The organism is Type-F symbiont of Plautia stali, assembly GCF_059731105.1.
The window spans coordinates 950,434-970,511 of sequence record NZ_AP035909.1; the positions used below are offsets into that span (position 1 = coordinate 950,434).

The window sequence follows — 20,078 nt, forward strand, 5'->3', positions numbered from 1 at the left end:
ATGGATGAACGCTATATGGCGCGCGCGCTGGAGCTGGCGCGACGCGGCCGTTTTACCACCATGCCCAACCCCAACGTCGGCTGCGTTATCGTACGCGATGGTGAGGTCGTGGGGGAGGGGTGGCACCAGCGCGCCGGAGAACCCCATGCGGAAGTCCACGCGCTGCGTATGGCAGGCGAAAAAGCGCGCGGTGCTACCGCCTATGTGACGCTGGAGCCGTGCAGTCATCATGGCCGTACGCCTCCCTGCTGTGATGCCCTGATCGCCGCAGGTGTGAAGCGGGTCGTGGCCGCGATGCAGGACCCGAATCCGCAGGTCGCCGGTCGCGGGCTGCACCGCCTGCAGCAGGCGGGCATTGAGGTCAGCCACGGTCTGATGATGCCGGAAGCGGAGGCGCTGAATCGCGGCTTTCTCAAGCGGATGCGCACCGGGTTTCCCTGGATTCAGCTCAAACTGGGCGCGTCGCTGGATGGCCGGACCGCCATGGCCAGCGGCGAAAGTCAGTGGATTACCTCTGCGGCTGCACGTCGTGATGTGCAGCGTCTGCGGGCGCAAAGTGCGGCTATCCTGAGCAGCAGCGCAACCGTGCTGGCGGACGATCCCTCCCTGACGGTGCGCTGGTCCGAACTCAGTGCGGACACCCAGGCGCTGCTGGATGAGCAGCAGCTGCGTCAGCCGGTGCGGGTGATTATCGACAGCCAGAATCGCGTTACGTCCGGGCATCGCCTGATTACGCAGCCGGGAGAAACCTGGCTGATGCGCCATCAGCCGGATCAGCAGAGCTGGCCCGCAGGCGTAACGCAAATTGCCGTTCCGCAGCGCGAGCATCAGCTGGATCTGGTGGCGATGATGATGCTGCTGGGCCAGCGCCAGATCAACAGCGTCTGGGTTGAAGCGGGCGCAACGCTGGCGGGTGCGCTGCTGCAGGCGGGACTGGCCGATGAGCTGATCGTCTACGTGGCACCTAAGCTGTTAGGTGATGAAGGCCGCGGCCTGTGTCACCTGCCCGGACTCAGTCAGCTGGCTGACGCGCCTGCCTTTCGTTTCAGCGATGTCCGTCAGGTCGGTGACGATTTACGCCTGACCCTGACGCCGCAATAACACGGGCGGAAAAGCGAGAGCACGCCGCCGAAGAGTATGATAGAATCCGCCCCCCTGCGCGGGGCTAAATAAACCCCTGAAAGGATAAGTATGAAAGTTATCGAAGCTGCTGTTGCAACGCCTGAGGCCAGTGTTGCCATCGTTATCGCGCGTTTTAACAACTTCATTAATGACAGCCTGCTGGAGGGTGCAATTGATGCCCTGAAACGTATCGGCCAGGTCAAAGATGACAATATCACCGTAGTCTGGGTTCCCGGCGCCTACGAACTGCCTCTGGCAGCTCGCGCGCTGGCTAACGCCGGCAAATATGATGCGATTATCGCCCTCGGCACCGTGATTCGTGGTGGCACTGCCCACTTCGAATATGTGGCGGGTGAAGCCAGCTCCGGTATCGCCAGCGTCGCCATTAACAGCGATATTCCTGTCGCGTTTGGCGTGCTGACAACCGAAAGCATCGAGCAGGCCATTGAACGTGCCGGTACCAAAGCCGGTAACAAAGGTGCGGAAGCCGCACTGACCGCGCTCGAAATGATCAACGTATTGAAAGCCATTAAAGCCTGATTTTTGTAAGGGGAATTTTGTGAAACCTGCTGCTCGTCGTCGCGCCCGTGAGTGCGCTGTTCAGGCGCTTTACTCCTGGCAGTTGTCGAATAACGACATTGCCGATGTGGAATACCAGTTTCTGGCGGAACAGGACGTCAAAGACGTCGACATTACCTATTTCCGCGAACTGCTGTCCGGTGTGGCGACCAACAGTGCGTATCTGGATGGACTGATGAAGCCCTACCTGTCGCGTCAGCTTGAAGAGCTGGGCCAGGTAGAAAAAGCGATCCTGCGCATCTCACTGTATGAGCTGAGCAAACGTGATGATGTGCCCTATAAAGTGGCCATCAACGAAGGGATTGAGCTGGCGAAAGTCTTCGGCGCCGAAGACAGTCATAAATTTGTTAACGGCGTGCTGGATAAAGCCGGTCCACAGATTCGACCCCATCGCAAATAAACAAAAAGGCCGGCTTGCCGGCCTTTTTTCATAGAGGGTTAAGCGGAACGTAATTATGTCTTGTGGTGAATTTGAACTCATCGCACGCTACTTCAACCGCAGAACACGCAGCCGCCGTGATGTCGAACTCGGCATCGGTGACGATTGTGCGTTACTGAGCGTGCCGGAAAAACAGACGCTGGCGGTCAGCACCGATACCCTGGTTGCCGGTGTGCACTTCTTACGGGATATCCATCCCGCCGATCTCGGCTACAAAGCCCTGGCTGTTAATCTCAGCGACCTCGCCGCTATGGGCGCCGATCCCGCGTGGCTGACGCTGGCCCTGACGCTGCCGCAGGTCGATGAGAGCTGGCTGTCGGCGTTCAGTGAGAGCCTGTTTGAGCTGCTGGAGTATTACGATATGCAGCTGGTGGGCGGTGACACCACGCGCGGCCCGCTGAGCCTGACGCTGGCGATTCACGGTCTGGTGCCGCAGGGCCGGGCCCTGAAACGCTCCGGCGCGAAGCCGGGTGACTGGATCTACGTGACCGGCACGCTGGGTGACAGTGCGGCGGGCCTGGCGCTGCTGCAGCATCACTGCCGCATCAGCGATCCGGCGGTGCATGAGGCGCTGATCAAACGCCATCTGCGCCCCATGCCGCGCATTCTGCAGGGACAGGCCCTGCGTGCGCTGGCCTCCTCTGCGGTAGACCTCTCTGACGGCCTGATTTCCGATCTCGGTCACGTGCTGAAAGCCAGCGGCTGTGGCGCACGGCTTAATCTTGATGCTCTGCCGCTTTCTGGCGCGCTGCGTGACCATTTCGACCCTGAGCAGGTTCTGCGCTGGGCGCTGAGTGGGGGAGAGGATTATGAGCTCTGCTTCACCGTGCCGGAGGTGAATCGCGGCGCGCTGGATGTGGCGCTGGGTCATCTGGGCGTGCCCTACACCTGCATCGGTCAGATAGCACCGGAGTCGGAAGGCTTAACGCTGCTGGATAATGGCAAGCCCGCCACCTTCCGCCATAAAGGATTTGATCACTTTGATACGAAATAACGATGTGGCCAAAGGCCGCCTGCGGATGAGCAATCCCTGGCATCTGCTGGCGACCGGTTTTGGCAGCGGGTTAAGCCCGGTGGTGCCTGGCACCATGGGATCGCTGGCGGCGATCCCGTTCTGGTGGCTGATGACGTTTCTGCCGCAGGACCTCTATTCGCTGGTCGTGCTGGTCGGCATCTGCGTCGGCGTTTACCTCTGTCATCGCACCGCCAAAGATATGGGCGTTCACGATCATGGCAGTATTGTCTGGGATGAGTTTATCGGCATGTGGATTACGCTGATGGCGATTCCGGTCAACAGCTGGCAGTGGGTGCTCGGGGGATTTGTACTGTTCCGTATTCTGGATATGTGGAAACCCTGGCCGATTCGCTGGTTTGACCGCAACGTGCACGGTGGCATGGGCATTATGGTCGATGACATCATTGCCGGGGTCATTTCGGCTGCCATGCTGTATGGCATCGGGGTCTGGCTGGCGGGCTGATCCGCTCACCCGCGATAAGATGACGCCCGGCAAGGGCGTCATCTGACGGCGTTACTCGAATCCCACCGCCTGATGCGGCTGATAGACCTCTTCCAGCAGGGTAATCTCGTCGTCACTCAGTGTGACATCCACCGCCTTCACCAGATCCGCAAACTGCTCAGCACGCGACGCGCCGATGATTGGCGCCGTGACGGCAGGTTTGCTCAGCAGCCAGGCCAGGGCGACCTGTGCCCGCGTCACGCCTTTACTCTCTGCTACCTGCGCCAGACGCTGCGCAATGGCGGCATCATTCTCTTCGGTGGTGGCATAGAGCTTCGCCATGACCTGATCAGAGGTGGAGCGAGCGGTGTTTTCACCCCATGGGCGGGTCAGCTTACCGCGCGCCAGCGGGCTCCAGGGCAGCACGGCGATCTGCTCTTTCTGACAGAGCGGATGCATTTCACGCTCCTCTTCACGCTGAATCAGGTTGTACTGATCCTGCATGCTGACAAAGCGATGCCAGCCCTGTTGCGACTGCATCTGCAACGCCTGAGCAAACTGGCTGGCGTGCATGGATGAGGCCCCGATGTAGCGCGCTTTGCCCGACTGTACGACATCATGCAGCGCTTCCAGCGTCTCTTCCAGCGGCGTCTCGTAATCCCAGCGGTGAATCTGCAGCAGATCGACATACTCCATGCCGAGGCGCTGCAGGCTGTCATCAATGGATTGCAGGATATTTTTGCGCGACAGACCCTGTGAGAGGTTGCTCAGGGGGAAATAGACTTTGGTGGCGACCACAATCTCTTCACGGCGCGCAAAATCTTTCAGCGCCCGTCCCAGGATCTCTTCACTGCTGCCGTCTGAATAGCTGTTGGCCGTGTCGAAGAAGTTGATCCCTGCGTTGAGGGCCTGCTGGATCAGCGGACGGCTGCTCGCTTCAGGCAGCGTCCAGGCGTGGTTGCCGCGCGTCGGCTCGCCATAGGTCATGCAGCCCAGACAGAGGCGAGAAACCTGAAGGTCGGTAGTTCCCAGTTGAATCAGTTTCATGGTGGAGGCTCCTGCGAAAGTGCAAAGGTTTCAGCATAGCAGGGCGTTGCGCTCCCCGGAGGGAGCGCAGAGAGGAGAGGTTACTGCGCCAGCCAGCGGGTGATCTGCTGCTGGATACCTTCGGCGTCCAGCAGGTAGTCATGGCGCACTTCTTCCTGTGTGCCCTGCGGGATAAATTCATCGGGCAGACCGATATTGAGAACCGGCACAGCCAGGCGTTTCGCCATGACGAACTCATTGACGCCGCTGCCTGCGCCGCCCTTGATTGCGCCTTCTTCCAGCGTAATCAGTGACGTGTGGGTGGCGGCCAGTTCGGCAATCAGCGCCTCATCCAGCGGCTTCACAAAGCGCATATCGATCAGGGTCGCATTCAGCGCTTCCGCCGCAGCGGCCGCTTCCGGCAGCAGCGTACCGAAGTTCAGAATCGCCAGTTCTTCACCCTGACGTTTCACCACGCCTTTGCCCAGCGGCAGGCTCTGTAGCGGTGCCAGTGGGGTGCCAACGCCGGTGCCGCGCGGATAACGCACGGCGCTCGGCCCGTCCTGATAGTGATAGCCGGTGTAGAGCATCTGACGGCACTCATTTTCGTCGCTGGGGGTCATGATCACCATCTCCGGCACACAGCGCAGATAGGCGAGATCAAATGCGCCCTGGTGAGTCTGACCGTCAGCGCCAACAATACCACCGCGATCGATAGCAAACAGGACCGGCAGTTTCTGGATAGCGACGTCATGGATCAGCTGATCGTAGGCGCGCTGCAGGAAGGTGGAATAGATGGCCACAATCGGCTTATAACCGCCAATTGCCATACCGGCGGCGAAGGTCACCGCGTGCTGCTCGGCGATCGCCACATCAAAATATTGCTGCGGGAACTCACGGGAGAAGGTCACCATGCCGGAGCCTTCACGCATCGCCGGGGTAATCGCCATCAGCTTCGGATCGTCGGCGGCCATTTCGCACAGCCAGTTGCCGAAGATTTTAGAGTAGCTCGGCAGACCTTCGGCACTTTTCGGCAGTTCGCCGATGGCCGGATCGAATTTAGGGACGGCGTGCCAGGCGATCGGATCTTCCTCTGCCGGGGCGTAGCCTTTACCTTTCTTCGTCATGATATGCAGGAACTGCGGCCCTTTCAGGTTGCGCATGTTACTCAGCGTATTGACCAGCGTCAGGACATCGTGGCCATCAACCGGACCGATGTAGTTGAAGCCTAACTCTTCAAACAGCGTTCCCGGCACCACCATGCCTTTGAGGTGCTCTTCCGTGCGCTTAACCAGCTCTTTAATCGGGGGCAGGTTAGTCAGCACGCGCTTACTGCCTTCACGCAGTCGCGCGTAGGTTTTACCTGACAGGATCTGCGCCAGACGGTTATTCAGCGCGCCGACGTTTTCGGAGATCGACATCTCATTGTCATTGAGGATCACCAGCATGTCCGGTTTGATATCACCGGCATGGTTCATCGCTTCAAACGCCATGCCTGCGGTGATAGCCCCATCGCCGATAATACAGGCGGTGCGACGCCCCTGACCTTCGCGTTCTGCCGCCGCGGCCATGCCCAGACCGGCACTGATGGAGGTCGACGAGTGACCGACGCTCAGCACGTCATATTCACTTTCGCCGCGCCACGGGAACGGATGCACGCCGTTTTTCTGACGGATGGTGCCGATGCGATCGCGGCGACCGGTCAGAATTTTATGCGGATAAGCCTGATGACCTACATCCCACACCAGATGATCAAAAGGAGTGTTGTAGACATAATGCAGCGCGACAGTCAGTTCGACAACGCCCAGACCCGATGCAAAATGGCCGCTGGAGCGGCTCACGCTGTCTAACAGATACTGACGCAGTTCATCACACAGTGCAGGCAGCTTCTCTTTCGGCAGGGCACGCAGCTCCTGAACCGTGTTTGCCAGCGCCAGTGTCGGGTATTTAGCAATATCAAAACTCATCAGAGACTCATTATGGAAGTTATTTGTCGCGTTCAATTATGAAGCTCGCCAGCGCCTGCAGTGCTGTGGTGTTATAGGAGTGCGCAGCGAGCAATTCCAGAGCATCAAGGGCTTCCTGATACAAATCCCGCGCTTTGGCACGGGCATTTTCTAAGCCTAACAGTGAAGGATAGGTGCTTTTGCCCAGTTGCTGATCGGCACCCTGACGTTTTCCGATAACGGCGGTGTCACCCACCACGTCCAGGATGTCGTCCTGCACCTGAAACGCGAGACCGATAGCCTCAGCATAGCGGTCGAGCAGCGGCAGGGCTTCACGGCCCGCATCGCCTGCGGTAAAAGCACCTAAGCGGACGGCTGAGCGGATCAGCGCGCCCGTTTTGTGGCGATGGATCTGCTCCAGCTGATTGAGATCCACCGATTTACCCTCTGCCGCCAGATCAAGCGCCTGACCGCCACACATGCCGGCCACGCCACTGGCGTTTGCCAGTTCAGAGATCATCCGCAGCCGGTACTCCGCGCTGACACCCGGCATGGCTGCGTCAGTCAGAATTGAGAAGGCCAGCGTCTGCAGGGCATCGCCTGCCAGTATCGCCGTATCTTCGCCATATTTAATGTGACAGGTCGGCTGCCCGCGACGCAGTGCATCGTCATCCATCGCAGGGAGATCGTCATGAATCAGAGAGTACGCATGAATGCATTCAACCGCGGCGGCGGGCGCATCCAGACTCGCCGGGTCGGCGCGGAGCATCTCACCGGTCGCGTAGACCAGAAAAGGGCGCAGGCGTTTACCGCCCAATAATGCCCCATAATGCATGGCATTAACCAGAGGAGAACTCTGAAAAGGAAGTGGCGCTATAAAACGCGTCAGCGCGGCGTTGACCTGCTGCTGATACGCGTCGAGTAATCGGACAAAATCCATTAGTCATTTTCCGGCGTGAAAGCAGTGAGGTCGGCGTTTTTATCATCGTTCAGCAGAATACGGACACGCTGTTCAGCCTGCTGCAGCGTCTGCTGGCCTGTCCGCGCCAGCTGCACGCCGCGCTCAAACTCGTTCAGGGCTTCTTCCAGCGGCAGTTCACCACTTTCCAGACGGCTGACAATCTGCTCCAGCTGCTGCAATGACGTTTCGAAGCTGGCTGGCTGTTCGGCTTTTTTCGGCATATTTCGTGTCGACTCACGGTTGGGACATTATCTCGCAATCGGTCATGGTAGCTGAGACCCTATGATTAGCAAAATAATCAATGCGGCAGCTGATGAAGAAGCAGTCACCTGACAAAGGTGATATACTCCCGCGCCTCGGATGCGGTTGCGCCTTGCAGCCCGCAATTTTGTGATTTTACCAGCTAAGTGCTGCCTCTTTTAGCACTTATTTGCCCAACGAAGCTGTGTCGCCATGAAGTTTATCATCAAGTTATTTCCTGAAATCACCATCAAGAGTCAGTCGGTGCGTTTGCGCTTTATCAAGATTCTTGCCAGCAATATCCGTAACGTCCTGAAAACCGTCAGCGACGACATCGCCGTTGTGCGTTACTGGGATCACATTGAAGTGCGCTCAAAAAACGACGCGCTGCGGGACATTATTCCCGATGAGCTGACGCGCATTCCGGGGATTCATCACGTTTTAGCGGTTGAAGATCGCGAGTACACCGATATTCATCACATCTTCGAACAGACCTTAGCGCAGTATCGCGACAGCCTCGAAGGGAAGAGCTTCTGCGTTCGGGTTAAACGTCGTGGTAAGCATAGCTTCAGTTCGCAGGATGTGGAGCGCTATGTGGGCGGCGGGCTGAACCAGCACATCGAAAGCGCCCGTGTGCAGCTCAAAAACCCGGAGGTAACGGTTAATCTCGAAGTGGACGAGAATCAGCTGACGCTGGTGACCGCACGCTATGAGGGGCTGGGCGGTTTCCCAATCGGCACACAGGAAGATGTGCTGTCGCTGATTTCCGGTGGCTTTGACTCCGGCGTCTCCAGCTACATGCTGCTGCGCCGCGGCAGCCGCGTACACTACTGCTTCTTTAATCTTGGCGGTGCCGCCCATGAGATTGGCGTCCGTCAGGTCGCGCACTATCTCTGGAACCGCTTTGGCCGTTCGCACCGGGTGCGTTTTGTGGCGATCAATTTTGAGCCGGTCGTCGGTGAGATCCTGGAAAAAGTGGATGACGGTCAGATGGGCGTGGTGCTGAAGCGCATGATGGTGCGTGCCGCTTCCCGCGTGGCTGAGCGTTACGGCGTACAGGCGCTGGTCACCGGTGAAGCGGTCGGGCAGGTATCGAGCCAGACGCTGACCAACCTGCGTCTGATTGATAACGCCTCCGATACGCTGATTCTGCGTCCGCTGATCTCTCACGACAAAGAGCACATCATCAAAGTCGCTCGGGAGATCGGCACCGAAGATTTTGCCAGCACCATGCCGGAATATTGTGGGGTGATTTCCAAAAGCCCGACAGTGAAGGCGGTGAAAGCGAAGATCGAGGCAGAAGAGCAGAATTTCGACTTCACGATTCTGGATCGCGTGGTGGAAGAGGCGACCAATGTCGATATCCGCACCATCGCTGAGCAGACAGAAGAGGAGGTGGTGGAAGTTGAAACCGTCGCGCTGCTGAGTGAAAACGACGTGGTGCTGGATATCCGCGCCATCGACGAGCAGGAAGAGAATCCGCTTGAGCTGAAGGCCACGGAAGTGAAATCACTGCCGTTCTACAAACTCAGCACGCAGTTTGGCGATCTCGATCAGAACCGCACCTGGCTGCTTTACTGCGATCGCGGCGTGATGAGCCGTCTGCAGGCCCTCTATCTGCATGAGCAGGGCTTTAAGAACGTGAAAGTCTACCGCCCGTAGTGCTGGCTTACGGTCAGTCAGACCCTGTCGGGGTCTGACTGATGAGCCTGATCACGCCTGATAGTCATAAATGCCGGGTGCCAGCACCAGCTGGGCGGCAACGTCGCGCGCCATTTCTTTTCCCACCAGCAGATCGATCAGCTTCAGCGCAAAATCCATGGCCGTGCCGGGTGCCTGGCTGGTGAGCAGTTTTACCCGCGGATCCCAGACGACGCGGCGCTCCATCCATTTCTCCGCCGGAATGGTCTCTTTTAAGCCGGGAAAGCCGGTCATGTTTCCGACAGGGAACAGATCGTGGGGAACCAGCACCGTACCTGCCGCCGCGCAAATCGCCGCAACGATTTTATCACTGAGATGAAACTGACGCACCGTTTCGACCAGCAGCGGGCTGTCACGGAAGGTCTCCGCGCCTTTCAGGCCACCGGGCAGGACAATGGCGGCGAAATCATTGTCGGCGACCTCGACCAGCGGGGCGTCAGCCAGCAGGCGGACACCGCGTGAGCAGATGATCTCCCTGCTGCCATCGCTCTCGACGCTGGCGGTGACGACGTTCAGCCCGGCACGAACCAGCAGGTCGATGGTGGTGACGGCTTCGGTCTCTTCACTGCCATGTGCCAGGCAAACCAGCACCGATGCGTTCGCGGTCATAATGGGACTCCTTGCGTTTTACAATGTCATACAGACGGGTGTTCTCCGACAGCACCAGGCCGTGCGTCCGGGCGCGGCGCAGTAAAAAGCCGCTGATGTAGTCGATTTCGGTGAGCCGCTGCGCGCGGATATCCTGCAGCATGGAAGAGGTGTTCGCCGCCGTGCTTTCAATCACGTCGAAGATAATATCCTGCAGGCTTTCGCTGGCTACGTTCTGACCTTCGCGCTCCATGACCCAGCTGATCTCTTCGCATAACTGCGCAATCTGTTCCGGATACGCACGCAGCGCGCCGTTCTGGCACTCATATTCAACGCTGAGCGGGTTGATCACGCAGTTCACCGCCAGCTTGCGCCAGCAGGCCGCACGGATGTTGTCATGCCAGGCGACATCGGGCAGGGCATGGTGCAGGATGTCGGCCAGATCGCTGTAAGCAGCGCTTTTGCGGTTACCGGGGCCGATGTGGGTGATGCCGCTGGCGATGTGTTTGATGACGGTGCCATCACGCATCGCGGCGTGCGTCGTGACGCCGCGCAGTAGCGGCTGAGTTAACCCTTTAAGCTCCTCCAGCGTGCCCATGCCGTTATGCAGCAGCAGCACCGGGCAGTTTTCCGGCAGAACGCTTTCCAGATTTTTCACGGCGGGTGACACCTGTGGCGCTTTTAGCGTAACCAGCAGCAGCTGGCTTTCCGCCAGAAACAGCGGATCGTTAGCGATGAAGGTGCGGTTGGCTATGTTGCCTTCCGGGTCGACGACATTGGCCGAGCAATAGGGCTGCGGCACCCGCAACCATCCCTGCACCTCGTGTCCCTGACGGGCGAGCGCTGTCAGCCAGACCTGACCCAGAGCACCGCACCCTAACACGGTAATTTTCATACTGCCTCCCGCTGGCGGGCTATCCATTTATTATTTACTGTCACACCATGAGTATAGCGTCGTGCACAGCCTGATTTTATTTAGCACCGTAAGACGCGTATTATGCATGTCACTTTAGCGTCAGGAGAAGAAGAGATGCCATCTTTCGATATCGTTTCAGAAGTCGATCTGCAGGAAATTCGCAATGCGGTGGAGAATGCCAACCGTGAGGTGTCTACCCGCTTCGATTTCCGCAACGTGAGCGCCGAGTTTGAGCTCAACGAAAAGAATGAAACCATTAAAATCACCAGCGAGTCTGATTTCCAGGTTAAACAGCTGGTCGATATTTTGCGTGAGAAGTTACTGAAGCGCGGGATTGAAGGCGGTGCCTTAGAGGTGCCGGAAGAGATTGAGCACAGCGGTAAAAGCTGGGCGGTCGATGCCAAACTGAAGAAAGGCATTGAGAGCGACGTAGCGAAGAAGCTGGTAAAGCTGATCAAAGACAGTAAGCTGAAAGTACAGACCCAGATTCAGGGTGAAGCATTACGAGTGACCGGCAAAGCGCGCGATGATCTGCAGAGCGCAATGGCGATTGTGCGCGGCAGCAATCTGGGACAGCCGTTCCAGTTTAAAAACTTCCGCGATTAAGCGGGGCAGGCTGTTTTTTTGGCCTGAAGGCAGTTATGAAAAACCCGGCTCAGGCCGGGTTTTTTGTTATCGAACCGGATGTCGTCTGGATGATTGCTACAGGCACAGGCTCCCATCGCCTTTGAATTTATGAGTCGTCTGTAAGAAGGATGCGGCTTTTGCGACTTTCCGATCTGACCCTGTTCCCTGAGCCAGCTCGATCCTGAAGCGAAACGAGCGGAAGTCGTCGCGAAAATTTTCTTAAACTAGCAACTCCCCAGCAGCGCTTCCAGCTCTGGCCGACTGGTGACCTTGCTATCAATTTTGATATACGCGCTTTTCTCTTCCGGCACGATAAACACGGAGTTCACCCCTTTCTGCGCTTTCAGGCGCTGCTCCAGATTCGGCAAAGCCAGTGCCGCGTCACTCAGCACAATGCGCAGGCTGCTCACATAAGGGGGCTCCTGCATCGTCATACTGACAAACAGCCAGGCCGCAGCCACCATTGCGCCGACCATAAACACGGTCTGTGCATCGAAATGACCAAACACCCAGCCGCCCATGCTGCCGCCAACGGCTACGCCAAGGAACTGGCTGGTAGAGTAAATGCCCATCGCCGTTCCTTTGTAACCGGCAGGCGACTCTTTACTGATCAGCGAAGGGAGAATGGCTTCCATCAGATTGAAAGCGAAGAAGAAGAGCTGAACCCCAACGACCAGCGTCCAGAAATGGCCTTCCGCACCCCACAGTACGATCTCAGCAATAACGATCATCCCGACGCAGCCCACAAAGACGCGCTTCATGCGACGCTTCACTTCGGCATAAATGATGAACGGCACCACGCCCGCAAAGGCGATCAGCATGGTCGAGAGATAGACTTTCCAGTGTTCCGGGGCCGGGAAACCCGCCTGCTCAAATTGCCCCGGCAAGGCGACAAAGCTCGACATCAGCAGGATATGCAGACAGAAAATACCGATATTCAGCTTCACCAGACGTGGATTTGCCAGCACCTTGCGAAAGCTGCCTTTGACCATGCCCGATTCACGGTTCAGCACATGATGCGGGGTGGATGGCACCACCAGCAGCGTGATGACGATACCCAGCGAGGCCAGGATCGCAATCATCCAGAACAGCGCCTGCAGCCCTAACGCGTGCGTAACGACCGGGCCGACGACCATCGCAATCGCGAAGGTGACACCAAAACTGATGCCGATAAAGGCCATCGCTTTGGTGCGGTTCTGCTCTCGCGTCAAATCGGAGAGCAGCGCCATCACGGCAGCGGCAATTGCGCCGGAGCCCTGCAGCGCACGGCCCAGAATAATGCCCCAGATAGAGTCCGTGCAGGCAGCAATAACGCTACCCAGAACAAACAGCAGCAGTCCGCCCACGATCAACGGCTTTCGCCCGATGCGATCGGAAAGCAGACCAAAAGGAATCTGAAAAATCGCCTGGGCCAGGCCATAGATACCAATCGCCAGGCCGATCAGCGTTTCACTCGCGCCCTGTAATGCCATGCCATAAGTGGTCAGTACCGGCAGGACCATAAACATTCCCAGCATGCGCAGGGAAAAGACCGTACCGAGGCCCCATGTGGCACGCAGCTCCACCGGAGTCATTTTATTATCGTTCATTCCAACCTCTGTTAATGTGCTGCATTTATTCTAGGGGGCGGGGCAGGGCGGGTAAAACAATAGTTTTTAAGCAGTCGTAACAAAAAGAAAGGGCGCGAAAATCGCGCCCTTTTCATGCTCTTACGGTGTCCGTTACCAGACGTAAGTCAGCAGGTCCTTCGAGGCCGGAGCCATCGAATCTACCGACATCATCACGCTCAGCGCGGTGATCGTCACGATAGAGAAGACAAACAGTTTACGTGCCCAGACACGATCGTCAGCGGTTTTATAACCGGATAACGCCATGCCCAGCCACCAGACGCTGACCGCAGCGGCCACCACCAGATATTTGTAGCCGGCATAGCCACCCAGCGTCAGCATCAGCGTGGCAATCATAAACGCCAGGATATAGAGCGTAATATGATTTTTTGCTACGGAGATCCCTTTCACCACCGGCAGTACCGGGATATTCGCCGCCTGGTAATCTTTAAAGCGGAAGATGGCAATCGCGTACGAGTGCGGCATCTGCCACAGGCTGAAGATCGCCAGCAGGATTAAGGCACCGGCATCAAACTCATTGGATACCGCACAGTAGCCGATAACCGGCGGTGCAGCACCCGACAGACTGCCAATCAGCGTACCGTAAACGGAGTGACGCTTCATGTAGAGACTGTAGATGCCCACGTAAACCACGAAGCCCATCACCGCCAGCCACATGGCCAGCGGATTTGCACCGAAGTAGAGCAACGCAAAGCCAGCAATACCCAGCACAGTGGCATAAACCAGGCTTACTTTCGCGGAGATAAGGCCTTTTACCAGCACCCGATTCCTGGTTCTCTCCATCTTGATGTCGATGTCGCGGTCGATCACGTTGTTGAAAACACAACCCGATGCAACCACCAGTGACACGCCCACCAGGGTGATGAGAAACAGGGCGTAATCCGTGTTGCCTTTAGAGGCCAGCAGGAATCCGCCGATCACAGAAATTAAATTCCCGAAAATAATTCCTGGTTTTGTAACTTGCAGGTATTGCTTAAACATTACGCGTGACTCTTTAGTGAGGCATCATGTTGTAGTTGAGGTTCCACATGATCCACAGTGAGCCTACTACGACAATCAGGATGATGATGGCCGAGAAAACAATGGCTACCATGTTCCAGCCACCCTCAGATTTGCTGTCTAAGTGCAGGAAGTAAACCAGGTGAACCAGCACCTGGATGACCGCACAGACCAGAACAACACCGAGGATAGTACCGTGAGATGCACTGCCATCCATGACCATCCAGAACGGGATCGCCGTCAGGATGATAGAGAGGATGAAGCCGATCATGTAGGACTTCACGCTACCGTGTGAAGCGCCATGTTCGTTAACAGAATGACTCATTACATGGCTCCCATCAGGTAAACAACGGTGAAGACGCAAATCCAGACCACGTCCAGGAAGTGCCAGAACAGGCTCAGACACATGATACGGGTGCGGTTAGTCGCGTTCAGGCCACGTTTAGAAATCTGGAACATCAGCACCAGCATCCAGATCAGACCCGAGGTCACGTGCAGACCGTGGGTACCGACCAGCGTAAAGAAGCCAGACAGGAAGCCACTGCGATCCGGACCAAAGCCTTCCGCAATCAGGTGATGGAATTCATAGATTTCCATGCCGATGAAGCCCAGACCAAACAGGAAGGTCAGCGCCAGCCAGCCGATAACGGCACCTTTTTGCTCCTTGTTCATGGAGATAACAGCCATGCCGTACGTGATGGAGCTCAGCAGCAGCAGGGCGGTTTCTACCAGAACAAACGGCAGCTCAAAGATATCTTTACCTGCCGGGCCACCGGCAGTGTTGTTGACCATGACGGCATAGGTCGCAAACAGGGTTGCGAAGATAATGCAGTCACTCATCAGGTAGATCCAGAAGCCAAAGACTTTATTGGCTCCTGCATCGTGATGCCCATGCTCCGCATGGGCGTCGTGGTGATGTTTAATCAGAGTTTCAGTTGACATTATTTCAGACCTGCTTTGCTGATTTCGTCAAAGTGCTGGTTTTCAATCTTCTGAACTTCAGCAACCGGAACGTAGTAATCCACGTCTTCGTCGAAGCTCTTCACGATCCAGGTAACGATCATGCCGAGGAATGAAAGACCTGCCAGCCACCAGATATGCCAGATCAGCGCGAAGCCCATTACCGTCGCGAACGCACAGATAACCAGTGCAGCACCGCTGTTTTTCGGCATATGAATCTCTTCATACGACTCCGGCTGCTTGTACGCTTCGCCTTTCTCTTTCATTTCCCAGAAAGCGTCACGCTCATGCACATGCGGGATCACAGCAAAGTTATAGAACGGTGGTGGTGAAGAGGTTGCCCACTCCAGCGTACGACCGCCCCACGGGTCACCGGTCAGATCACGGTTCTGGTCACGGTCACGGACCGAAACGTAGAACATGGTCAGCTGACACAGGATACCCATTGCAATCAGACCTGCACCGACCGCAGCGACCACCAGCAGAGGGTGGAACTGTGGATCGATATCCTGGCTCAGACGACGGGTCATACCCATGAAGCCCAGCGCGTACAGCGGCATAAAGGCAACGAAGAAGCCGATGATCCAGAACCAGAAGGCGCGTTTGCCCCAGGTTTCGTTCAGGGTAAAGCCAAAGGCTTTCGGGAACCAGTAGGTCACGCCCGCCATACAACCGAAGACAACACCACCGATGATAACGTTATGGAAGTGTGCAATCAGGAACAGGCTGTTGTGAAGAATGAAGTCAGCACCCGGAACGGCCAGCAGTACGCCGGTCATACCCCCTACAGAGAAGGTTACCAGGAAGCCAACGGTCCACAGCATCGCAGAGTGCATCTGGATGCGACCCTGGTACATGGTGAACAGCCAGTTAAAGATTTTAACCCCCGTCGGAATCGCGATGATCATCGTCATGATACCGAAGAAAGCGTTAACGTTCGCACCCGCACCCATGGTGAAGAAGTGGTGGAGCCAGACGATGAACGACAGTACGGTGATCGCGATGGTCGCCCACACCAGTGAGGTGTAGCCAAACAGACGTTTTTTGGAGAAGGTCGCGGTAATTTCTGCGAACACACCAAAGACCGGCAGAACCAGAATATACACTTCCGGATGACCCCAGACCCAGATCAGGTTGACGTACATCATCATGTTCCCGCCCATTTCATTGGTGAAGAAATGGAAGCCGAGATAACGATCAAGGGTCAACAGCGCCAGGGTCACGGTCAGAACCGGGAACGCAGCGATGATCAGGACGTTGGTGCACAGCGCAGTCCAGGTAAAGACAGGCATTTTGAACAGGCTCATGCCCGGTGCACGCATCTTCAGGATGGTCACGAAGAAGTTAATACCGGTTAAGGTCGTACCGATACCGGAGAGCTGAAGACTCCAGATCCAGTAGTCGACCCCGACGCCGGGACTGTACTCCGCGCCGGACAGTGGCGGATAAGCCAGCCAGCCGGTCTGCGCGAACTCGCCCACACCCAGCGACAGGTTAACCAGGATCACACCGACCGCGGTAAACCAGAAGCTCAGGTTGTTCAGGAACGGGAACGCAACGTCACGTGCACCAATCTGCAGCGGAACGGCGATGTTCATCAGGCCAACCACGAAAGGCATCGCCACGAAGAAGATCATAATGACGCCGTGCGCCGTAAAGATCTGGTCGTAGTGATGCGGTGGCAGAATGCCCGCTTCACCGGCCGACGCCATTACCTGTTGGGTACGCATCATGATGGCATCAGCAAAACCACGCAGCAGCATGACGAATGCCATGATGACGTACATGATACCCAGTTTTTTATGGTCGACAGACGTTAGCCATTCAGACCACAGATATTGCCATTTACCAAAATAGGTGATGGCGGCAATCAGTGCCAGACCACCTAAAATGATACCGGCGACCGTGACCATGATAATCGGCTCATGGTACGGCACTGCATCCAGTGTTAATTTTCCGAACATCGTATTATTCCTCGGCTCCCGCGGAAGCGGCGTGACTCATGTCCATACCTTCATGTTCAGGCATGTCCATCTTCCCGTGGCTGGTCATGAACTTAGCGATAACTTGCTTGAACAGTTCAGGATTCGCTGAAGAGAAATATTCCACCGGGTGGTTTTCGCTTGGTACAGCAACTTTCTCGAAATCTTCCATGGTGGTCAGCGTGTTAGGTGCTGCTTTAACTTTTGCTACCCACTGCTGGAATTCCGCATCGTCTTTGGTTGCAATGGCTTTGAACTTCATGCCAGAGAAACCGCGACCACTGAAGTTCGCAGAGATACCGTCGAAAGTCCCTGGCTCATTCGCAATCAGATGCAGTTTGGTCTGCATACCGGCCATCGCATAAATCTGGCTGCCGAGCGTTGGAATGAAGAAAGAGTTCATGACGGAGTTAGACGTGATTTTGAAGTTCACTGGCGTGTTTGCCGGGAAGGCAATCTGGTTCACGGTTGCAATACCCTGTTCCGGGTAAATGAACAGCCATTTCCAGTCCAGTGCAACCACATCGATCTCAACCGGTTTTACATCAGATTGCAGCGGTTTGCTGGGCTCCAGTGCATGGGTCGATTTCCAGGTCAGCACGCTGAGGAAGAGAATGATCAGGATCGGAATGGTCCAGACCACGGCTTCCACTTTGTTAGAGTGTGACCAGTTAGGGCTGTACTTCGCATTCGTGTTGGATGCCCGATATTTCCAGGCAAACACCACGGCCATCAGGACTGCGGGGATAACGACGATCAACATCAGGCCAAAGGCAGTCAGTATCAGCGAACGTTGCTCCAGTGCAATCTGTCCTTTGGGATTTAACAATGCACTATCGCAGCCACTCATTAATAAAGTGCCTGCAATTAATGACAAAATCCCCAAACTTTTATTGTATTTACTGAGTCTCATTTAACGACCTCAATGACAAAGGGCTCTATTGTCGTTTAAGTGTGCGCGCATTTTACGGGAAGGTTTATGCAGTGTAAACCAGCTTAAGGATGTGTCAGATGCGTGTTGACACCTTTTGCTAAGGGTGTCACAGATGTTGCGTCAGGTGACAAATAGTTAACGCAGACAAGCAGTTGGCACCAATATAACAAAAACCAATGGAAGTAACCGCAAAAAAATCAGGGAAAGGAATAACCCTTACTTTTAACGCCCAAATATTTAACAAGTCTGCATCATTTATGTGATGAAATTTAACTAAAGTAATTGCTCACCGGTTTTTAGTATTTCCGCTCCCCCTCCTCAGGCCATATTCTTATTTTCAAAAAATAACAGGCGATGATAAATGACGGCGGCCTGGTCCGTTGACAAAAAAATAAGCCGCAGCCGTTAACCCATCGATTTCACTTAAGCATCTGACGCGGGCAGGGCAGGCGCTCGTTTCAGTGCCCGGTAGTCGAGCAGCAGACCCGACAATACGGCCAGCAACGCGAGTACCATGCCAGTACCAAACAGGGGTGACAGCAGGGCAGCCAGCACAGTGAGCCCCAGCGCATCCAGCGCCAGCGCCACCAGCCAGAGTCCCAGCACGCCACAGCCTGCTGCAAACAGACGATTCGTCCAGCGATAGCCAAGAGGATAGTAGCTTCGTGTCAGGAATTTGCCACTCTGCTCGACCTGATTTAGCGTCTGACGGCAAAATGCCAGCAGCAATAGACCCGGCACGCTCGCCACGACGGTGAAGGCATAAAAGGCTGGCCAGCCCCAGAGTTCAACCAGCCAGCCCGCAGCCGGACCGACGTAAACCCGGCCCACCGCAGAAAGCGCTGACAGCAGGGCAAACTGGGTCGCGGAGAACGATTTGTTGCAGAGGGTCATCAACAGCGCCACAAAGGCGGCGGTGCCCATGCCGCCACAGAGGTTTTCCACAAAAACCGCGCTGGCCATGCTCCACAGCTGTTTATCCGTCACCGCCAGCAGCCAGTAACCGAAGTTTGAGACAGCCTGCAGCAGGCCGAAAATCATCAGTGCCCGGAACAGACTCAGGCGCTGCATGACGACACCTCCATAGAGCGCACCAATGATGGTCGCCAGCAGGCCCAGCGTCTTGTTAACCAGACCGACATCGCCAGCATTAAAGCCGACGCCGCGAATCAGAAAGGTGGTGGTCAGTGAGGCGGCAAAAGCATCGCCCAGCTTGTAGAGAATAATCAGGGTAATCAGCAGCCAGGCGTTATTGCGCTGAAAGAAATCTTTCAGCGGGTCGACGACAGCCTGACGCAGAGAGTGGGGCGTGGAAATATGGGTGTGCGGCTCGCTCGCCATCAGCGTGGCGATAATGCCTGGCACCATCATCAGCGCCATCAGCCAGTAGGTCGCCTGCCAGCCGAGATAACGGTCAGCCAGCCACAGCGCCAGCCCGCCTGAAATCAGCATCGCCAGCCGGTAACCCAGCACGGTTATCGCCGCGCCGCTGCCGCGCTCTTCAGGCGGCAGAATATCGGTTTTCCAGGCGTCAAAGACAATGTCCTGTGAGGCGGAGCAGAAGGCAATCAGCACCGCCAGAGCCGCCATCAGGGTCAGATCCCGGGTGGGTTGCAGAAACCCCATCGCCGCAATGCCCCCGACCAGCGCCAGCTGGCTGAGCAGCAACCAGCCGCGACGCCGGCCCAGAAACGGCGGCGTGTAGCGGTCCATCATCGGCGACCAGAGAAACTTAAAGACATAGGCCTGGCCGACCAGCGAAAAGAAACCGATGGTTTTCAGATCGACATTGTCCACCGTCATCCACGCCTGCAACGTGCCGGATGTCAGGGCCAGCGGCAGGCCGGAGGCGAAACCGAGCAGCAGCAGTACGGCGGCATTTTTCTGGCTGAAGAGGCGAAGATAGTGGTTCATGCGGATCCTGCCGGTAACAAACACGATGCCCGGCATCATGCCGGGCAGAGGAGAGGCGA

The 20,078-nt window shown here is 56.3% G+C and carries 20 protein-coding genes; 7 read left to right on the forward strand and 13 right to left on the reverse strand.

The features are described 5' to 3' along the window. The 5 genes from ribD to pgpA all read left to right on the forward strand — a co-directional run bounded on the left by ribD (window position 1) and on the right by pgpA (window position 3,618). Window positions 1–1,101, forward strand: a complete 1,101-nt coding sequence (gene ribD, locus AC6I7A_RS04320) for a bifunctional diaminohydroxyphosphoribosylaminopyrimidine deaminase/5-amino-6-(5-phosphoribosylamino)uracil reductase RibD (protein ID WP_058956372.1) — start codon at window positions 1–3, stop codon at window positions 1,099–1,101. A gap of 90 nt (window positions 1,102–1,191) precedes the next feature. Beyond that, entirely contained in the window at window positions 1,192–1,662 is a 471-nt protein-coding gene (gene ribH, locus AC6I7A_RS04325) for a 6,7-dimethyl-8-ribityllumazine synthase (protein ID WP_009091746.1), read from the forward strand. A gap of 19 nt (window positions 1,663–1,681) precedes the next feature. Next, on the forward strand, window positions 1,682–2,101 hold the full coding sequence (gene nusB / locus AC6I7A_RS04330) for a transcription antitermination factor NusB (protein WP_009091744.1): 420 nt from the start codon (window positions 1,682–1,684) through the stop codon (window positions 2,099–2,101). A 55-nt stretch (window positions 2,102–2,156) separates the two neighbouring features. Further along, entirely contained in the window at window positions 2,157–3,134 is a 978-nt protein-coding gene (gene thiL, locus AC6I7A_RS04335) for a thiamine-phosphate kinase (RefSeq protein ID WP_058956371.1), read from the forward strand. Next, complete coding sequence (pgpA, locus tag AC6I7A_RS04340) at window positions 3,079–3,618, forward strand: phosphatidylglycerophosphatase A (RefSeq protein WP_072052699.1); 540 nt, start codon at window positions 3,079–3,081, stop codon at window positions 3,616–3,618. Before thiL ends, pgpA begins: the two co-directional genes overlap by 56 nt. Window positions 3,619–3,669: 51 nt before the next feature. Here pgpA and AC6I7A_RS04345 read toward each other — a convergent pair whose 3' ends face one another. The 4 genes from AC6I7A_RS04345 to xseB form a co-directional block, all read right to left on the reverse strand. Further along, a complete protein-coding gene (locus AC6I7A_RS04345) occupies window positions 3,670–4,644 on the reverse strand; it encodes an aldo/keto reductase (RefSeq protein ID WP_009091739.1) in 975 nt (324 codons plus the stop codon). A gap of 80 nt (window positions 4,645–4,724) precedes the next feature. Further along, a complete protein-coding gene (gene dxs, locus AC6I7A_RS04350; RefSeq protein WP_058956370.1) occupies window positions 4,725–6,590 on the reverse strand; it encodes a 1-deoxy-D-xylulose-5-phosphate synthase in 1,866 nt (621 codons plus the stop codon). Between the two features lie 19 nt (window positions 6,591–6,609). Continuing rightward, a complete protein-coding gene (gene ispA / locus AC6I7A_RS04355) occupies window positions 6,610–7,509 on the reverse strand; it encodes a (2E,6E)-farnesyl diphosphate synthase (RefSeq protein ID WP_058956369.1) in 900 nt (299 codons plus the stop codon). Further along, window positions 7,509–7,751, reverse strand: coding sequence for an exodeoxyribonuclease VII small subunit (xseB, locus tag AC6I7A_RS04360; RefSeq protein ID WP_009091735.1), 243 nt, complete (start codon window positions 7,749–7,751; stop codon window positions 7,509–7,511). Before xseB ends, ispA begins: the two co-directional genes overlap by 1 nt. 232 nt (window positions 7,752–7,983) lie before the next feature. On the opposite strand from xseB, the gene thiI reads away from it, so the two are divergent. After that, on the forward strand, window positions 7,984–9,432 hold the full coding sequence (gene thiI, locus AC6I7A_RS04365; RefSeq protein ID WP_009091733.1) for a tRNA uracil 4-sulfurtransferase ThiI: 1,449 nt from the start codon (window positions 7,984–7,986) through the stop codon (window positions 9,430–9,432). 51 nt (window positions 9,433–9,483) lie between these two features. Here the strand turns inward: thiI and yajL are convergent, their stop codons facing one another. Together yajL and panE are read right to left on the reverse strand one after the other, a co-directional pair. Then, window positions 9,484–10,080, reverse strand: coding sequence for a protein deglycase YajL (gene yajL, locus AC6I7A_RS04370; RefSeq protein WP_058956368.1), 597 nt, complete (start codon window positions 10,078–10,080; stop codon window positions 9,484–9,486). Beyond that, entirely contained in the window at window positions 10,034–10,954 is a 921-nt protein-coding gene (panE, locus tag AC6I7A_RS04375; RefSeq protein WP_009091728.1) for a 2-dehydropantoate 2-reductase, read from the reverse strand. Before panE ends, yajL begins: the two co-directional genes overlap by 47 nt. A gap of 135 nt (window positions 10,955–11,089) precedes the next feature. On the opposite strand from panE, the gene AC6I7A_RS04380 reads away from it, so the two are divergent. After that, window positions 11,090–11,581, forward strand: a complete 492-nt coding sequence (locus AC6I7A_RS04380; protein WP_009091726.1) for a YajQ family cyclic di-GMP-binding protein — start codon at window positions 11,090–11,092, stop codon at window positions 11,579–11,581. A gap of 245 nt (window positions 11,582–11,826) precedes the next feature. Here AC6I7A_RS04380 and AC6I7A_RS04385 read toward each other — a convergent pair whose 3' ends face one another. The 7 genes from AC6I7A_RS04385 to ampG form a co-directional block, all read right to left on the reverse strand. Continuing rightward, complete coding sequence (locus tag AC6I7A_RS04385) at window positions 11,827–13,191, reverse strand: MFS transporter (RefSeq protein WP_009091724.1); 1,365 nt, start codon at window positions 13,189–13,191, stop codon at window positions 11,827–11,829. Between the two features lie 132 nt (window positions 13,192–13,323). Further along, window positions 13,324–14,211 carry a heme o synthase gene (cyoE, locus tag AC6I7A_RS04390; protein WP_009091722.1) on the reverse strand — a complete coding sequence of 296 codons (888 nt, stop codon included), beginning with the start codon at window positions 14,209–14,211 and terminating at the stop codon, window positions 13,324–13,326. A gap of 13 nt (window positions 14,212–14,224) precedes the next feature. Next, the gene (locus tag AC6I7A_RS04395; RefSeq protein WP_008924889.1) at window positions 14,225–14,554 is read right to left on the reverse strand and encodes a cytochrome o ubiquinol oxidase subunit IV; all 330 of its coding nucleotides are present in this window, start codon (window positions 14,552–14,554) and stop codon (window positions 14,225–14,227) included. After that, the gene (locus tag AC6I7A_RS04400; RefSeq protein WP_009091720.1) at window positions 14,554–15,171 is read right to left on the reverse strand and encodes a cytochrome o ubiquinol oxidase subunit III; all 618 of its coding nucleotides are present in this window, start codon (window positions 15,169–15,171) and stop codon (window positions 14,554–14,556) included. The genes AC6I7A_RS04395 and AC6I7A_RS04400 overlap by 1 nt, the downstream gene beginning before the upstream one ends. Beyond that, window positions 15,171–17,153, reverse strand: a complete 1,983-nt coding sequence (gene cyoB, locus AC6I7A_RS04405) for a cytochrome o ubiquinol oxidase subunit I (protein ID WP_009091717.1) — start codon at window positions 17,151–17,153, stop codon at window positions 15,171–15,173. The genes AC6I7A_RS04400 and cyoB overlap by 1 nt, the downstream gene beginning before the upstream one ends. A 4-nt stretch (window positions 17,154–17,157) precedes the next feature. Next, on the reverse strand, window positions 17,158–18,084 hold the full coding sequence (gene cyoA / locus AC6I7A_RS04410; RefSeq protein ID WP_046101354.1) for a cytochrome o ubiquinol oxidase subunit II: 927 nt from the start codon (window positions 18,082–18,084) through the stop codon (window positions 17,158–17,160). A 444-nt stretch (window positions 18,085–18,528) separates the two neighbouring features. Then, the gene (ampG, locus tag AC6I7A_RS04415) at window positions 18,529–20,019 is read right to left on the reverse strand and encodes a muropeptide MFS transporter AmpG (RefSeq protein ID WP_058956414.1); all 1,491 of its coding nucleotides are present in this window, start codon (window positions 20,017–20,019) and stop codon (window positions 18,529–18,531) included. Window positions 20,020–20,078 lie beyond the last annotated feature (59 nt).

Excerpts from the sequence above, each read along its gene's own strand:
- xseB (WP_009091735.1), bottom strand. The coding sequence starts at position 7,751 with ATGCCGAAAAAAGCCGAACAGCCAGCCAGCTTCGAAACGTCATTGCAG.
- ispA (WP_058956369.1), bottom strand. The coding sequence starts at position 7,509 with ATGGATTTTGTCCGATTACTCGACGCGTATCAGCAGCAGGTCAACGCC.
- ribH (WP_009091746.1), top strand. The coding sequence starts at position 1,192 with ATGAAAGTTATCGAAGCTGCTGTTGCAACGCCTGAGGCCAGTGTTGCC.
- AC6I7A_RS04395 (WP_008924889.1), bottom strand. The coding sequence starts at position 14,554 with ATGAGTCATTCTGTTAACGAACATGGCGCTTCACACGGTAGCGTGAAG.
- thiL (WP_058956371.1), top strand. The coding sequence starts at position 2,157 with ATGTCTTGTGGTGAATTTGAACTCATCGCACGCTACTTCAACCGCAGA.
- cyoE (WP_009091722.1), bottom strand. The coding sequence starts at position 14,211 with ATGTTTAAGCAATACCTGCAAGTTACAAAACCAGGAATTATTTTCGGG.
- AC6I7A_RS04385 (WP_009091724.1), bottom strand. The coding sequence starts at position 13,191 with ATGAACGATAATAAAATGACTCCGGTGGAGCTGCGTGCCACATGGGGC.
- yajL (WP_058956368.1), bottom strand. The coding sequence starts at position 10,080 with ATGACCGCGAACGCATCGGTGCTGGTTTGCCTGGCACATGGCAGTGAA.
- ribD (WP_058956372.1), top strand. The coding sequence starts at position 1 with ATGGATGAACGCTATATGGCGCGCGCGCTGGAGCTGGCGCGACGCGGC.
- AC6I7A_RS04345 (WP_009091739.1), bottom strand. The coding sequence starts at position 4,644 with ATGAAACTGATTCAACTGGGAACTACCGACCTTCAGGTTTCTCGCCTC.
- cyoB (WP_009091717.1), bottom strand. The coding sequence starts at position 17,153 with ATGTTCGGAAAATTAACACTGGATGCAGTGCCGTACCATGAGCCGATT.
- panE (WP_009091728.1), bottom strand. The coding sequence starts at position 10,954 with ATGAAAATTACCGTGTTAGGGTGCGGTGCTCTGGGTCAGGTCTGGCTG.
- pgpA (WP_072052699.1), top strand. The coding sequence starts at position 3,079 with ATGGCAAGCCCGCCACCTTCCGCCATAAAGGATTTGATCACTTTGATA.
- AC6I7A_RS04380 (WP_009091726.1), top strand. The coding sequence starts at position 11,090 with ATGCCATCTTTCGATATCGTTTCAGAAGTCGATCTGCAGGAAATTCGC.
- thiI (WP_009091733.1), top strand. The coding sequence starts at position 7,984 with ATGAAGTTTATCATCAAGTTATTTCCTGAAATCACCATCAAGAGTCAG.
- AC6I7A_RS04400 (WP_009091720.1), bottom strand. The coding sequence starts at position 15,171 with ATGTCAACTGAAACTCTGATTAAACATCACCACGACGCCCATGCGGAG.
- dxs (WP_058956370.1), bottom strand. The coding sequence starts at position 6,590 with ATGAGTTTTGATATTGCTAAATACCCGACACTGGCGCTGGCAAACACG.
- cyoA (WP_046101354.1), bottom strand. The coding sequence starts at position 18,084 with ATGAGACTCAGTAAATACAATAAAAGTTTGGGGATTTTGTCATTAATT.
- ampG (WP_058956414.1), bottom strand. The coding sequence starts at position 20,019 with ATGAACCACTATCTTCGCCTCTTCAGCCAGAAAAATGCCGCCGTACTG.